This window comes from Collimonas sp. GW821-FHT02H07 (genome assembly GCF_059421505.1).
The window spans coordinates 77,861-92,137 of the sequence record NZ_JBWKVC010000011.1; the positions used below are offsets into that span (position 1 = coordinate 77,861).

General features: G+C 58.8%; 12 protein-coding genes. 5 read left to right on the forward strand and 7 right to left on the reverse strand.

Annotated features, from left to right (window positions below):
• Positions 1-2 precede the first annotated feature (2 nt).
• The 3 genes from AC07V8_RS17395 to AC07V8_RS17405 are packed head-to-tail and all read left to right on the forward strand — an operon-like array spanning position 3 to position 4,872.
• Complete coding sequence (locus tag AC07V8_RS17395) at positions 3-1,547, forward strand: thymidine phosphorylase family protein (RefSeq protein ID WP_494680257.1); 1,545 nt, start codon at positions 3-5, stop codon at positions 1,545-1,547.
• Positions 1,547-2,437 (forward strand): ribose-phosphate pyrophosphokinase, encoded by an 891-nt coding sequence (locus AC07V8_RS17400; RefSeq protein WP_494680216.1) that lies wholly within the window; start codon positions 1,547-1,549, stop codon positions 2,435-2,437. The genes AC07V8_RS17395 and AC07V8_RS17400 overlap by 1 nt, the downstream gene beginning before the upstream one ends.
• 17 nt (positions 2,438-2,454) lie before the next feature.
• Entirely contained in the window at positions 2,455-4,872 is a 2,418-nt protein-coding gene (locus AC07V8_RS17405; protein WP_494680217.1) for a bifunctional acetate--CoA ligase family protein/GNAT family N-acetyltransferase, read from the forward strand.
• A 10-nt stretch (positions 4,873-4,882) separates the two neighbouring features.
• Here the strand turns inward: AC07V8_RS17405 and fnr are convergent, their stop codons facing one another.
• Positions 4,883-5,689 (reverse strand): fumarate/nitrate reduction transcriptional regulator Fnr, encoded by an 807-nt coding sequence (gene fnr, locus AC07V8_RS17410; RefSeq protein ID WP_494680218.1) that lies wholly within the window; start codon positions 5,687-5,689, stop codon positions 4,883-4,885.
• 364 nt (positions 5,690-6,053) lie between these two features.
• On the opposite strand from fnr, the gene AC07V8_RS17415 reads away from it, so the two are divergent.
• Positions 6,054-6,725, forward strand: coding sequence for a BON domain-containing protein (locus AC07V8_RS17415; RefSeq protein ID WP_494680219.1), 672 nt, complete (start codon positions 6,054-6,056; stop codon positions 6,723-6,725).
• 57 nt (positions 6,726-6,782) lie between these two features.
• Here AC07V8_RS17415 and AC07V8_RS17420 read toward each other — a convergent pair whose 3' ends face one another.
• From AC07V8_RS17420 to AC07V8_RS17435, 4 genes are read right to left on the reverse strand one after another with little or no spacing between them, the layout of a single operon-like run.
• A complete protein-coding gene (locus AC07V8_RS17420; RefSeq protein ID WP_494680220.1) occupies positions 6,783-7,631 on the reverse strand; it encodes a universal stress protein in 849 nt (282 codons plus the stop codon).
• A 19-nt stretch (positions 7,632-7,650) separates the two neighbouring features.
• Positions 7,651-8,034 carry a translational machinery protein gene (locus AC07V8_RS17425; protein WP_494680221.1) on the reverse strand — a complete coding sequence of 128 codons (384 nt, stop codon included), beginning with the start codon at positions 8,032-8,034 and terminating at the stop codon, positions 7,651-7,653.
• A 23-nt stretch (positions 8,035-8,057) separates the two neighbouring features.
• Entirely contained in the window at positions 8,058-8,441 is a 384-nt protein-coding gene (locus AC07V8_RS17430) for a TraR/DksA family transcriptional regulator (protein WP_494680222.1), read from the reverse strand.
• Positions 8,442-8,478: 37 nt separating this feature from the next.
• Entirely contained in the window at positions 8,479-9,429 is a 951-nt protein-coding gene (locus AC07V8_RS17435; RefSeq protein WP_494680223.1) for a poly-beta-hydroxybutyrate polymerase N-terminal domain-containing protein, read from the reverse strand.
• A 77-nt stretch (positions 9,430-9,506) separates the two neighbouring features.
• Here AC07V8_RS17435 and AC07V8_RS17440 point away from each other — a divergent pair, with 77 nt between their 5' ends.
• Positions 9,507-11,378, forward strand: coding sequence for an AMP-dependent synthetase/ligase (locus AC07V8_RS17440; protein WP_494680224.1), 1,872 nt, complete (start codon positions 9,507-9,509; stop codon positions 11,376-11,378).
• Here the strand turns inward: AC07V8_RS17440 and AC07V8_RS17445 are convergent.
• Positions 11,375-12,598 (reverse strand): acetate/propionate family kinase, encoded by a 1,224-nt coding sequence (locus tag AC07V8_RS17445; RefSeq protein WP_494680225.1) that lies wholly within the window; start codon positions 12,596-12,598, stop codon positions 11,375-11,377. The genes AC07V8_RS17440 and AC07V8_RS17445 overlap by 4 nt on opposite strands.
• Positions 12,595-14,022: a bifunctional enoyl-CoA hydratase/phosphate acetyltransferase gene (locus tag AC07V8_RS17450; protein WP_494680226.1), complete on the reverse strand. Its 1,428-nt coding sequence runs from the start codon at positions 14,020-14,022 to the stop codon at positions 12,595-12,597. The genes AC07V8_RS17445 and AC07V8_RS17450 overlap by 4 nt, the downstream gene beginning before the upstream one ends.
• Positions 14,023-14,277: the final 255 nt, after the last annotated feature.

Consider the following 14,277-nt stretch of genomic DNA (forward strand, 5'->3'; position numbering starts at 1 on the left):
ATATGCATTATTGCCAACCCGCGACGGCCCCCGAAATGGAGAATCATGCGACGAACGCATTGCGGATGCGGCGCGTCGGCATCGATACCTATCAAGAACTGGTCGCCTATATGCGCAGCGACTGCGATATCTGCAGATCCGAAGGTTTCGAGGCGCATTCACGGGTAGAAGTGTGGAGTGGCGAACGCTATATTGTCGCCACCCTCAACGTTGTGCATTTCCCGATGATTGCGATGCACGAAGTAGGGTTGTCGGAAGCGGCTTGGCGCGCGCTCGGTGGCAGCGACGGCGATCAGGTGCAGGTCCGGCACCCTGCGCCGATGCAGTCGTTTTCGTCAGTGCGGGCGAAAATCTACGGACATCCTTTTACATCAGATGGCGTTGCCGCGATTGTATGCGACATTGTCGCCGGCCGTTACTCGAACATCGAAATGGCGGCTCTTATCACCGCTTGCTCTGGTAGTCATCTGGATGTCACCGAAACCGTCGCATTGACCGACGCCATGGTGAAGGTCGGCCAGCGTTTGCAATGGCAGGCCGACATGGTAGTGGACAAGCATTGCGTCGGCGGCTTGCCAGGCAACCGAACCACCTTGCTGATCGTGCCCATCGTCGCTGCCTGCGGCCTGACCATTCCGAAAACCTCGTCACGCGCCATCACCTCGCCGGCCGGTACCGCCGACACCATGGAAACCCTGGCACCGGTAGCGCTGGACATCGATGCCATGCGAGGCGTAGTGGAGCGTGAAAACGGCTGTGTCGCCTGGGGTGGCGCGGTCAGCCTCAGTCCTGCCGACGATCTCCTGATCCGGGTCGAACATCCCTTGGATCTGGATAGCGACGGCTTGCTGGTCGCCTCCGTGCTGTCAAAGAAGATAGCGGCCGGTTCTACCCATGTTGTGATTGATCTGCCGGTCGGGCCGACGGCCAAGGTCCGGTCGCCGCAAGCCGCCATGGCGTTGGCAGAGCGTCTGGTCGCGGTGGGTGCGGCATTGGGTATTGCCGTCAAGCCTGTGATGACCGACGGCAGCCAACCGGTGGGGCGGGGCATCGGCCCTGCGCTCGAAGCCCGCGATGTGCTGGCGATTTTGCAGAACCTGGCAGGGGCGCCGCAGGATCTGCGTGAGCGTGCGCTGCTGTTGGCCGCCAATGTGCTCGAGCTGGGTGGTAAGGCCAAGGCAGGACAGGGGATGGCGCTGGCGGCCTCCGTGCTGGACAGCGGCGCTGCCTGGCGCAAATTCCAGGCCATCTGCGAAGCTCAGGGCGGTATGCGGATCCCAAGCGAGGCGGCATATACCCACCCGGTCCTGTCGCGACATCTGGGCCTTGTGATTGCGATCGACAACCGGCGCCTGGCTGCCATTGCCAAGTTGGCAGGCGCCCCGAAGGCGCCTGCCGCCGGCATTGTTTTCCATGCGCCTTTAGGCAGCCGGATGGAGATTGGGCAACCGTACCTGACTATTCATGCCGAGTCGCCTGGAGAGCTGGCCTATGCGCGTGCTTATGCCGAGGCCCAGGAAAACTTGATTTCTTTACAGGAGGTTTGATGAGACCCGTACTTTTCTCGATGCCAGGCAACGACGGCTTTGCCTCGCAGCTGCGCAGTATTTTAACTGCCGAAATCGGCGACATGCAGATGCATCACTTCCCCGACGGCGAGTCCTGTCCGCGTTTCATGACTGCCGTCGGCGGGCGTGATGTGGTGCTGGTCTGTGCGTTGGACCGGCCCGACGGCAAGATCATGGAACTGTATCTTGCCGCCAGCGTTGCCCGCGAACTGGGCGCCCGCAGCGTCGGCCTGGTCATTCCCTACCTGCCTTACATGCGGCAAGATGCACGCTTCATGGAGCAGGAGGGGGTGACTGCCAGCCATTTCGCGCGCCTGATCTCCAGTTGCTGCAACTGGCTGGTGACGGTCAATCCGCATCTGCACCGGTATCGCGATCTGGCTGAAATCTATACGGTTCCGACCCGTGTTGTGCATGCGGCGCCTGAACTGGCGAAGTGGATTGTCGCAAATGTAGCGCTGCCGGTGATCATTGGTCCGGATGCCGAAAGCGAACAATGGGTGGCCGCAGTGGCCGCCGCGGCCGGCTGTCCGCATACGGTGCTGCACAAGAAACGGCGCGGCGACCGCGAGGTCGAAGTGTCGATTCCCGACGTGGCGAGGTGGGGCGGGCGCACGCCGGTCCTGGTCGATGACATCGTTTCTACCGCGCGCACCATGGTTGCGGCGGTCAAGCAGGTCAAGGCCGCTGGCATGGCGCCACCGGTGTGCATCGCCGTCCATCCCCTGTTTGCGGGGGATGGCTATATCGCATTGCAGGTAGCTGGCGTCCAGCGCATTGTCAGCTGCAATACGATCGCCCATTCGAGCAACCGGATTGACATGGCAAAGCTGGTTGCCGTTGCCGTCGAGGATTTGCTAGGGACCTAGTTCGCTGGAGGATACGGGTGAGTGCAAGAAACCTGCAGTATTTTTTTGAGCCGCGCTCGATTGCCGTTATCGGCGCTTCTGAAAAGCCGAAGAGCATTGGGACATGCGTGCTACGGCATATAGCGCGGGCAGGCTTCAAGGGGGCCATTTTTCCGGTCAATCCTAAGTATGACCTGTTGGATGGCATCAAGACCTTTCGTCAGCTGGATGAGTTGCCGGCAGCGCCTGAGCTGGCTGTCATCTGTACCCCTGCGGCCACCGTACCCAAGATCATCGGCCAGCTGGGCGCTATGGGCGGCAAGGCGGTTATCGTGATGAGCGAGGCAGCAGATAACGACGACGGCTTGCATCAAGTTGCCCTGCAGGCGGCACGTCCCCATCTTTTGCGCATCCTTGGCCCAGGCTCGGCCGGCATCATGGCGCCGGCAGCAGGGCTTAACGCCAGTCTGGCGGCAGGAGGCGCATTACCAGGACGGACAGCATTGCTGGCCGAATCCGGTGCACTGGCTTGCGGCTTGACCGACTGGGCAAGTTCGCAGGGTATTGGCTTCTCCAAGGTGGTGGCGCTGGGAGGCAGCGCCGACGTCGACATCGGCGATATGCTCGATTTCCTGGCCGGTGACGTCGATACGCAGGCGATATTGCTGTGCGTCGAGCATATCCCGCATGCGCGCAAGTTCATGTCGGCGGCACGCGCCGCCGCGCGCAACAAGCCAACTCTGATACTCAGGAGCGGCCTGCGCGGCGCTGTCCCGGATGCGATCTTCGACGCCGCGGTACGACGGGCTGGCATGCTGCGCGTCTTTTCTACCGAAGACCTGTTCAGTGCGGTCGAGACCTTGTCGCGGATCCGCCAGCTTGATAGCAGCCGGCTGCTGGTGATTAGCAATGACCGCGGACCGGGTTTGATGGCTTGCGACGCCCTGGCGCGCAATGGTGGCAAGCCGGTGACTTTATCGGATGAAACTATCGGAAAACTTAGCCTTCGTCTGCCGGCAACAGGGAGGAACGTTGTTCCCGTCGCGCTGCCTGCCAATGCGTCTGCGTTGTTGTATGGGCAGGTGATGGAAGCTGTAGCGGCAGACCGTGGCGCGGACGCCTTGCTTGTCATCCATGCGCCGAGCGCGTTGGAATCCTGCACGGATATCGCCAATTCCATTGCTTCCATAGGTAAACATAACGAGCGCAATATTCTTTCTTGCTGGCTGGGTGGGACGTCACTGGAGCCGGCGCGACGAATTTGCACGGACACCGGCATCCCCGCATATGCGACGCCGGATTCAGCAGTATGCGGCTTCATGCAGATGGTCGATTTCCGGCGCAATCAGAATTTGTTGATGCAGGTACCGCCGGCGGCATCGGCTGATTTCATTGTCGACAGGGTGGCTGCGAGCGCGATTGTCGAGGCTGCCTTGCGCGACAACCGGCAACGTTTGGCGGCAGCCGACACTGGTGCGCTGTTAGCTGCTTACGGCATCACTGTAAAGGCTCCGCTTCAGGCAAGCGATTCGTCGTCAGAGGCGGCCGCGCTGACAATAGGTCTGGCCATTGATCCGGTGTTTGGCCCGGCCGTGGTCCTCAGGCGAAGCGGGAAGAATGACGGGATTGAAACAAGCGCAGGCTTGCCGCCCCTGAACATGGTGCTGGCGCATGACATGGTCACGCATGGTGGCGTGACAGGATCGAATGACGACAGGCTGCAGCAATCAGGTCCCGATGAGGACCGGATTTGCCGGGTCCTGCTCAAGGTGTCCCGTCTGCTGACCGACATTTCCGAACTGGCCGAACTTGAAATTGGTTTTGCTTCACCGGGCGGCAGGGAGATGACAGGCTTGTATGCACATGTCAGCTTGCAGCCGAGCGAGGTCGGAGACGGCCTGCGACGGCTGGCGATCTGCCCGTATCCGGACGAACTGGAGGAAACCGTATCCTGGCAGGGCGCGCCGTTGCTACTGCGGCCGATCAAGCCGGAAGACGGTAGCGCGCATGTGGCGTTTTTCAACGCGCTTGATCCTGAGGACGTGCGCTACCGCATGTTTGTCGGCATGCGCGCCCTGCAACCGTCGCAGTTGGCGCGTTTTACGCAGATTGATTACGACCGTGAAATGGCGTTCATTGCGACCAGGCCGAACAGCGATGGCGTCACTGAGACGCTAGGCGTAGCCAGGGTGGTGGCGGATCCAGATAATATCCAGGCGGAATTTTCAGTGATCGTGCGTTCCGACCTGAAAGGACTTGGGCTTGGCCTGGTGCTGATGACAAAATTGATCATGTATTGCCGTCGCCATGGCACTCGCGAGATGATTGGTGAAGCGTTGCCACACAATGTGCGCATCCTGCATCTGGTAAAAAAGCTGGGTTTCGACGTGAAACCGCTGGAGCGCAACGGCACCATATGGCTGCACCTGGATCTTCGATCCGAGTCGCGGCATTAAAAGTGCGACTTCAATTTTTAGCAGGCGTTGGATTGGGCGGCTTGCAATCTTTTTTTACCATCGGCGTCGTTTCGCCGCCAAGCGTGAGCTCTTTCAATTTTGTGAGATCAAGGATCTGGATTTCCCGCTTGTCGACAGCGATCCAGCCTTTCGACCTGAAACTGGACAAGAGCCGGCTGATGCTTTCGATAGTCAGGCCTAGGTAATTGCCGATGTCCTCCCGCGACATGCGGAACTGGAAATCGGTGGAAGAATAGCCGCGCGCCAAGTAACGTGAGGACAGATTGACCAAGAAAGCAGCAAAGCGCTGTTCAGCACGCATGTTCCCAAGCAAGAGCATGACATTCTGATCGCGCGTGATTTCCTGGCTCATGATGCGGTGGAAATGATGCAGCAGGGTCGGAATATGGCCGAACAGTTCTTCCAGCCGCGCAAATGGAATCTCGCAGACTTCGCTATCTTCCAGCGCCACGGCGTCGCAGTGGTGAAGATCTGAACTGATGGCATCCATGCCGAGCAATTCCCCAGCCATCTGGAAGCCGGTAATCTGCTCCTCACCGTTATTGCTTATATGGCAAGTTTTGAAGTGTCCAAAACGGATCGCGTAAAGGCTTTTGAACGGGTCCCCCATCCTGTATAAGCGCTGGTCACGGGCGATACGCTGCCCGCGCCCGATGATCTGATCGAGACGCCCCATGTCGGCATTGTCCAGGCCCATTGGCAGGCACAGCTGGTGCAAGCTGCAGCCCGCGCAACTGGCTTTCAGGACGGGAATGTTCAGAAGAGGTGAAGGGGCTCTGGAAAAAGGTGTGTTCATAGCTGGATTCCGCTTGTTACTTGTTGGTTGACGACCCCACTGCATACTATTTTGGCATCCTACCACCGAATGTGCACTGTCTATGGCATATATCGACAAAGGGCCATCCGAAGCTGAAGACGCGGCCATTCTAAGATATTGCGCCGCCCCGACCTGTTAACAGTGACAGCCTCCGGCTTTTTTTGATGTGCATCAAAGCTTGATTTTCTACCGTATCTAAAATGATCGTCAGGATGCGAAATTGAGCGCGGCAAGCAGAACCAGTTCTAGGAAGCATAGACGGAGACCGTCTAAAATGGCAGCTAAGACGCCGCGCAGATGCCGCTACGGGAGATGTTTTCTATCAATCGTCAATGGAGATGTGATGAAGAGCGATCGTCAGTTAAAGCAGGATGTCATGGATGAGCTTGAATGGGATCCTTCCATCAATGACACGGAGATCGGAGTTGAAGTCAGGGATGGAGTGGTGACGTTGGGTGGGCACCTGAGCAGTTATGCCGAGAAATATGCCGCCGAACAGGCCGCGCTGCGGGTGTCAGGCGTCAAAGGAGTTGCAGTCGAACTCGACGTCAGGCTGTCCGGGGCAAGCGAACGTGCGGATGCCGAAATCGTGCGCGCCTCCGAGTTTGCATTGGAATGGAATGTTCTGGTTCCAAAAGACAAGGTAAAAGTGATGGTGGAAGACGGCTGGGTAACGCTGAGCGGCGAACTGGAACGGGACTACCAGCGTGTGGCTGCGGGAAAGTCCATCCGTAACCTGATGGGAGTGACCGGCGTCAGTAATCAGATCACGGTCAAGCCTGCCGTATTGCCTAGGGATATCACGGTCAAGATCGAAGCCGCTTTGCAGCGGCGCGCCCACATCGAAACGCAGCGAATTACAGTAGTCGTCAACGGCGACCAGGTGACGCTTACCGGACCGGTGCGTTCTTGGTCGGAGCGCTACGCCGCCTTACAGGCAGCCGCAGCAGCGCCGGGTGTGACGCGCGTAATCGATAAGATGGTGATTGCCGAGGTTGGCGCGTGGGGCGGATGATAGCATCCGGCGACTGAAGCAGCACGCCCTGCCACACCGGTGGCAGGGCGTTTTCTCTTAATGCACCATCAGAACCGGCACCGTCATCGATTCCAGAATCGTTTGTGTCACACCTCCCAGCATGATTTCGCGGAAGCGCTTATGGCCATATCCTCCCATCACGATCAGGTCGGCGCCGAAATCCGCGGCGTGTGACAGCAGTGCGTTGCCAGTGTCGATATCCTTCGGCATGGTCTGTTCCGAGACGTCTACCTTGATGCCGTGGCGCGTCAGGTAAAGAGCGATGTCGGTTCCTGGTTGCTCGCCATGAGCGCCGGACGGCATACCCTTGTCAAATACCACGACCTGTACCACGTCGGCCTGTTGCAGCAGTGGGATCGATGCGCTGACGGCCCGTGTCGCTTCCACGCTCGCATCCCAGGCTACCAGTACTCTTTTGCCGCAAGCCGGGAAATGACCCGCATAGGGGACGATCAGCACCGGCCGGCCGCAATTCAATAATACATATTCGGGGAAATCGGCACGCAGCATTGTGGAATAGTCGACTGGGTTGACTTGGCCGAGCACCACCAGGTCGCTGTAGCGTGCCTGCAAGCATAGGCCGACGCCCGCATCCTCCTCGATCAGACGTTTTTCAAACGATTTGACGTCCATTTTCCAGGCAGTGGATTCAAAATCCGCCAGCCGGCTGGCCGCTTGTTCGCGCAGTTCGCTCAATGCCGGCCCGAGCAGGGCCAGGTTGCTTTCGCCGATGACTCCCGGCATGAAAAACTGGGGGGCGATGCCGGTCACCGCGGCGCCGATCAGATGCGCATTGTGTTTTTGGGCAAGCAATGCGGCAATCCTGATCTGCTCCTGGGCACGCCGGGATTCATCTACGTGTACGAGGATAGTCTTGTAGTCCATGTGAGGCCTCTTTGGTCGATCAGAGCAGGAAATCTGCCTTGAGAAAATATTTATGCGCAAACGCCAGCAATTGCGGGTCGTCGGGATGGTCCACGGTTTCCACGCCGACGATTTTTTCTGCCAGTTGATGTTTGTGTCTCAGTAGATGCTTAACAAAGGCCATCTTTTCCAGGCCGGGTCCCACGATCAGGATCTGAAGAGCTTGCGGCAAGACTTTTGCAATGGCGTCAAAGTAGGGCGTCTGCTCCACCGCATCCGGTATCCTGGAATGCCTTTCGGCCGCATATGGATTCGCATGCCTGGAATGTACTCTGATAATTTCGTGCTCAGCCGCATTCGGGCTGAATTCGATGATGTGGGCTTTCGCATGATCGAGCCATACGACGATGTGATTGAATGACATGAAACGTCCTTGCGAAAAATGAATCAAGCGCCAGGCTCGGGTTCGTGGTGCTGATCGTCTTCCATCTTGGCCTGGCAGTGCTGGCAACGCTCTGCCGTCGGATGTATGCGCAGCCGTTGTGGTGCAATCGCTGCACCGCACGTAATGCAGGCGCCGTAGACATGCGATTTGATGCGCCGCAGCGCGGCCTGTATCTTTTGCGGTTCCGCCGGCTGGTTGAGCAGCAAGGCGATTTCGGCATCGGTAAGCAACGCCGCCGTGATGACCTCGTCCCCATTGCTGTGATTGAAATGCGCCTGGTTGACATGGCTTGTCGAGGCAGGGTGCGAACGGACGGCTGCCAGAATGTATTTCCGGCGCCGTTGCAGCTGGCTTTCGACTTGCCCTGTCAGACGAGAAGAGATCATTTTTGCCCCATCGGAAAATGAAGAGTCGGTTATCAGCTTAATTCGGCGAGAGGCAGAGATATTGATGTAAATCAAAAATCGTATCGTTTCTGACTTCAGGGTTGCAATACATACAGGCCCGGCGCTTTCCTATGATGCGGGTGCATGGCCGGCGGCCTGATTTGTTTGCCGGAACGGGTGGCCAGCCAGGCTTCCCAGGCCGGCCACCACGAGCCTTCCTGCCGCGTGACGTCCCGTTGCTGCCCGGCGTCACGGCCATGTTTTCACCGACTTTGAATGCTTCGTCCGCCGCATGTCCTGTCACGGCTTGCAACACGTCAGCCATGGCCAGCTGGGCTCCGCGCACCAGGCTAAGGCCGTTGCTGTGCAGCGCATCTTGCTGGATCACCGGATTGGTGGAAATGAAATTCGACGGCGCCAGCATGTCCAGAACTTGCCGCGCCGAGAATGTCACGACATCCTCGTGGTGCCGGGAAACGCCCGGAATCCCCGTCGTTGCGCCATGCCACCATTGCTGGTTGAGCAGAAAACCCTGCGCGATAAGATTGAAGGGCCAGCGGTCCCAGGCCGGATCGGCAAAACGCCGGTCTTGCGGTAGCGGTTCTACGCAACGCGTAATGCCTGCGGCGCCCGGAATGGAGGTTGCGGCAGCATACAGCGACCAGCGCCACAGGTTTTTCCACGCCTTTTGCAACAACCCGGCTTGTTCAGACGGCGCCAGCTGCAAGTGCGCCAGCCAGTCGAAATAGGCATTGCCCAGGGCGGCGGGCGAAAGATTGGCGGTGACCTGGGCCAAGCTTGCGTTGGCGATCATGTCAAGCGGAGGAACCTGGCTGCATGGCGCTGCGGATCGCTCAGGCGCCGCGCCTAGCCATGCGCTTGCCAGGCGTTCCGGGCTGGCGGATTGTTTGTTTCTTTCCATGATTTTGCTTTCCCGAGAAGGATTGCGCCCAGCATAACCGTGACCAGGTGGGGAAATTTGATCCATATCAACTCAGCCGGAAAGAGTTGCCACTAGAGTGATTGTGAACAGTGGGTAAAAGGGGAAGTTTCATGGAGAGCGCGATGATCACAGGTCTGGGGGAAATTGCAACGCTGGGGGATTTGTTCACTTGGCGGGTCAGGCTGACACCCGAAAACGAAGCGTATCGCCATTTCAATCCAACGACAGGGCATTGGCGCTCCCACAGCTGGGAGCAAATCAGCGAGCGCGTCAGGAGTTGGCGCAGTGCGCTGGCTGTTTTGCATTTCCCGCTGGGCGCAAGGATAGCGATATTGCTGCCTAACGGGATAGATGCGGTCTGCATCGATCAGGCGTGTCTGGCACTAGGATTGGTTCCTGTACCCATGCATGCGCTCGACAATCCGGCCAGCATCGCATACATCGTCAAGGACTGCGACGCCGCGATGCTGGTGGTGTCGACCCGCGCACAATGGGAGGCGATCGCCGCCGTCGGTGAAGCAATGCCGCTGTTAAAACTGGTGCTGGTGACGGACGATGGAAATTTCGCCAATCACCATTCGCCGCTGCATTCCCAGGGACTGGTGGTTGCCTTGCCTGCCTGGCTGGCCGGCGGCGCTCTGTCCAGCAAGGCATGCGGACTGGCAGTGCCGGGCGACGCCCTGGCGGCCATTGTTTATACCTCGGGAACCACAGGCAAGCCTAAGGGGGTCATGCTGACTCACAATAATGTCTTGTCGAATATCCGCGCGATGATGACAAGAGTGAGTGTAAGTTCGTCGGATGTGTTCCTGTCGTTCCTGCCGCTGTCGCATACTTTCGAACGCACGGTAGGCTATTACCTGCCGATTGCCGCCGGCAGCTGCGTTGCTTACGTCCGGTCGATTGCGCAGATCCCGGAAGATCTGAAAATCGTCCGGCCTACCGTGTTGGTCTCGGTGCCGCGTATTTATGAGCGATCGTACATGAAATTGCTGGAGACGCTGGCCGGCTCCAGCCGCATGGCGCAAGGATTATTCGCGTTGACGCGAACAATCGGCTGGCGACGTTTTTGTCGACACCAGCATTTGCCTAGCGCCGGCGCTGCTCCGTACTGGCTGGATGCCTTGCTGTTTGCCCTCCTGCGGCCGTTAGTGGCGCACAAAGTGCTGGCCCAGTTCGGTGGACGACTGCGTATTGCGGTGTGCGGCGGCGCGCCGTTGTCGCAGGCGGTGGCAGAATGTTTCCTTGGATTCGACTTGCCCTTGGTGCAGGGTTACGGCATGACCGAGACATCGCCGGTGATTGCCTGTAATACGCCCGCCGACAATTGGCCACTCACGGTTGGCAGGCCGCTGGCTGGAGTTGCAGTGCGCATCGGCGATAACCAGGAGCTGCAAGTACGTGGCGACGGCGTCATGGCCGGTTATTGGAAGCGCCCCGAAGAAAGCGCCAAGGCAATGACAGGGGATGGCTGGCTGCGTACCGGAGATCAGGCAGTAATGGAAGGGGGGCGCATTCGTATTGTCGGCAGGATCAAGGAGATCATCGTTACCTCCACTGGCGAGAAGGTTGCGCCGGCAGACCTGGAACTGGCGATCACGGCCGATCCATGGTTTGAACAAGCGTTTGTGATTGGCGACAACCGGCCGTTCATCGCGGCCTTTGTCGTTCTGAGCCAAGCCGGATTGGCTGAGCTGTCGCAGCAATTGCAGCTTGATGCGAGCGTGGGCATTGCCATGGCCTCGCCGCAGTTGCGGGATGCCGTCCTGAATAAAGTCCAGCAGGCTAGCATGCGCTTTCCAGCCTACGTGGTGCCGCGCATTGTCCGCATTGCGACGGAGCCATGGTCGCTGCAAAACGGCTTGATGACGCCGACATTGAAACTCAAGCGTAATGCATTGCTGGCGCATTTTCACACCGACATTGACAATCTCTACGCGCCGCGCACGCCCGTCCAGGTAATGGCAGATGCTGTAGCATCCATTGTCAACTAGGAACGGACGATAGCTAGTGCATGCCGGGCCGCGATCCATTCTTCATTGGTGGGCTCAACAACGGCCGCAACCTGGCTGTCGGCAGAAGAGATCAATGGCAAGTTGCTTTGATTAGCATCCTGGTCCAGGCGCACTCCCAGGAACGCCAGGTCTCGGCAAACGCGGCTGCGGATCTCCGCACTGTGCTCGCCGACGCCGGCGGTGAACACCAGAAAATCGAGACCGCCCAGCACAGCGGTCAGTGCGCCGATCTCGCGCACGATGCGCCGCACGTACAAGTTCAGTGCGGCGCGTACCTGATCGCCGACGGCATCCTGCCGCTGCTCTTGAGCAAACAGTGCCGGTGGATCCGGGGAGACGCCGGAAACACCTAGCAAGCCAGATTCGTGATACAGCAGATGGGCTACCTGTTCCAGGCTCAACTTCTCGATTTCCATCAGGTAGAGCACCGCCCCTGGATCGAGCGCGCCACAACGGGTACCCATCATCAGCCCGTCCAGTGCTGAAAATCCCATGGTCGTGCCGATACTGCGCAATTCTCTCATTGCGCACAGGCTGGCGCCGCTGCCCAGGTGGGCAGCAATCACGCGGCCGTGGGAAGCGGCGCCAAACCGTTCTTCCAGCGCCACCGACATATATTCGTATGACAGGCCGTGAAACCCGTAGCGTCGCAAGCCGCGTTCCCATAGCGCATGAGGCAACGGCAGCATTTGCTCGACGTAGGGCAGCGTGTGATGGAATGCGGTGTCGAAACAGGCTATCTGCAGCAGTCCAGGCTGGTCGGCCAGCAATACTTCGATGGCTTCCAATGCAAATGGCTGGTGCAAGGGCGCCAATGGAATGTAGGTTTTCAAGTCCGCCAATACAGTCGCATCAATTTGTGTCGGCGCTGAATACTTGCTACCGCCGTGCACTACGCGATGCGCCACCGCGCATAAGCGGCGAGCGCCGAGGTGGACGACTACTCGCTCGCGTATATGTATCAACGCGCTGTGATAGGGCTGTACTGTATCCAGCGCCAACGGTCCGGATTCGATGCCGGACTCGACATAGCTCGGATTGGCGTCGCCTATGCCCTCGACTTTGCCTTTCCAATCGGCCTGGCGCGGCAGCACAGGATGAGCCGCGTCGAACAGGGCGAATTTGATGCTGGACGAGCCGCAATTGAGCACCAGGACAAATCCGGCGCTGCCGGCCGGCGGGATTGGGGGCGTGTTCATTGTGGATGGCTGCGGTAATGATGGGCCAGCATCAAGGCGATGGCGCAGGACGCGATGCGGGTTTCGCGCGAATCGGCGCGGCTGGTCAGGATGACTGGCACCTTGGCGCCAAGCACAATGCCCGCACTGGCGGCATCGCCCAGGTATTCGAGCTGTTTGGCCAGCATATTGCCGCTCTCCAGATCAGGTACTACCAGAATGTCGGCACGGCCGGCGACTTCCGAGACAATGCCCTTGATGCTGGCGGCAGCGACAGAGACCGCATTATCGAACGCCAAAGGGCCATCCAGTAGCGCGCCCGTAATCTGGCCGCGCTCTGCCATTTTGCAGAGTATTGCAGCATCCAGCGTCGCCGGCATGTGCGGATTGACCGTTTCCACCGCCGCCAGGATCGCCACCCGCGGACAGGCGACGCCGATCACATGCGCCAGGTCGATGGCATTGCGCACGATATCCGCTTTTTCCTCCAATGTCGGGGCAATGTTGATGGCGGCGTCGGTAATGATAAAAGGGCGCGGATAAGCAGCGGTCTGCATGAGATAGCAATGGCTGATGCGGCGCTTGGTGCGCAGTCCGGCTGCCGCTGCCACGATGGCTTCCATCAGCTCGTCGGTATGCAGGCTGCCTTTCATGATCGCTTCGACTGCACCTTTGCCGGCCATTTCTGCTGCGCGCGCGGCGGCCGCATGACTGTGCGGAACATCTTCGATGGCGATGCCGGACAAATCCAGGCCGGCGGCTGTTGCCACCGCTTCGAGCTTGGCCCGTGGAGCCACCAGCAGCGGTTCAATCAAGCCCGCCCGGCGCGCATCTAGCGCCGCCGACAGGCTCGGTTCATCGCAGGGATGCACTACCGCAACACGGATGGGTTTCAAGGACTTCACATGCTCCAGCAGGCGCTGCACCTTGTCACCGGAGCTGAGCCGGACTTCGGGCAAGGTCGTCCTTGGATACGCGATCTTTTCGCTTGGCGCGATCACCTCGGTTTCGCCTTCGATCGCAATCTTGCCATTCTGGTTGATGCATGAACAAGCGAGCCTAAGCTGCTTTTTTTCAAGATCGCGCGCCGTCACCGTGACGCTGATGGTGAGAGTGTCACCCACCCGTACAGGGTGCAGGAACCGCAAAGTCTGCGCCAGATACACCGTACCCGGCCCGGGCAGGCGGGTGCCAAGCACCGCTGAAATCAGAGACGCTCCCCACATGCCGTGGGCGATGACACCATGAAAACGGCTGGCAGCAGCGAATTCCGGATCAAGATGCTGGGGATTGACATCGCCGGACATGACAGCGAATAGCTGGATATCTTCGGTGCTCAACATGCGTTCCATGCTGGCGCTATCGCCGACGGCAATCTCGTCGAACGTCAGATTGTGGAGTACGCGTAAATCATCATGGAAGGTGGTGTGAGAGGTATCGGTCATGTTAGTCAAAAGTAGATTGAACGGCAGTCCGGTTGCGGAGCTCAGGCCGGACGCCGCGGCAGATCCAAAGGATAACAATAGGGATACAAAAAGCTTTTGATGTAAATCAACTATACAGGACGGCGCCGCAAGCATGGAGCGATCTGTCAAACCACGGTGTTTTCCGGCTTACATGTTCGCACTTGATGCATATCAAGGTGACGCGAGTCCAGGCAGCATACGGTGGCTATGCCGACGTTCGTCCACCCAGGGCGA

Excerpts from the sequence above, each read along its gene's own strand:
- AC07V8_RS17395 (WP_494680257.1), top strand. The coding sequence starts at position 3 with ATGCATTATTGCCAACCCGCGACGGCCCCCGAAATGGAGAATCATGCG.
- AC07V8_RS17420 (WP_494680220.1), bottom strand. The coding sequence starts at position 7,631 with ATGGACTACAAGACTATCCTCGTACACGTAGATGAATCCCGGCGTGCC.
- AC07V8_RS17430 (WP_494680222.1), bottom strand. The coding sequence starts at position 8,441 with ATGATCTCTTCTCGTCTGACAGGGCAAGTCGAAAGCCAGCTGCAACGG.
- AC07V8_RS17415 (WP_494680219.1), top strand. The coding sequence starts at position 6,054 with ATGAAGAGCGATCGTCAGTTAAAGCAGGATGTCATGGATGAGCTTGAA.
- AC07V8_RS17450 (WP_494680226.1), bottom strand. The coding sequence starts at position 14,022 with ATGACCGATACCTCTCACACCACCTTCCATGATGATTTACGCGTACTC.
- AC07V8_RS17400 (WP_494680216.1), top strand. The coding sequence starts at position 1,547 with ATGAGACCCGTACTTTTCTCGATGCCAGGCAACGACGGCTTTGCCTCG.
- AC07V8_RS17445 (WP_494680225.1), bottom strand. The coding sequence starts at position 12,598 with ATGAACACGCCCCCAATCCCGCCGGCCGGCAGCGCCGGATTTGTCCTG.
- AC07V8_RS17440 (WP_494680224.1), top strand. The coding sequence starts at position 9,507 with ATGATCACAGGTCTGGGGGAAATTGCAACGCTGGGGGATTTGTTCACT.
- AC07V8_RS17435 (WP_494680223.1), bottom strand. The coding sequence starts at position 9,429 with ATGGATCAAATTTCCCCACCTGGTCACGGTTATGCTGGGCGCAATCCT.
- fnr (WP_494680218.1), bottom strand. The coding sequence starts at position 5,689 with ATGAACACACCTTTTTCCAGAGCCCCTTCACCTCTTCTGAACATTCCC.
- AC07V8_RS17425 (WP_494680221.1), bottom strand. The coding sequence starts at position 8,034 with ATGTCATTCAATCACATCGTCGTATGGCTCGATCATGCGAAAGCCCAC.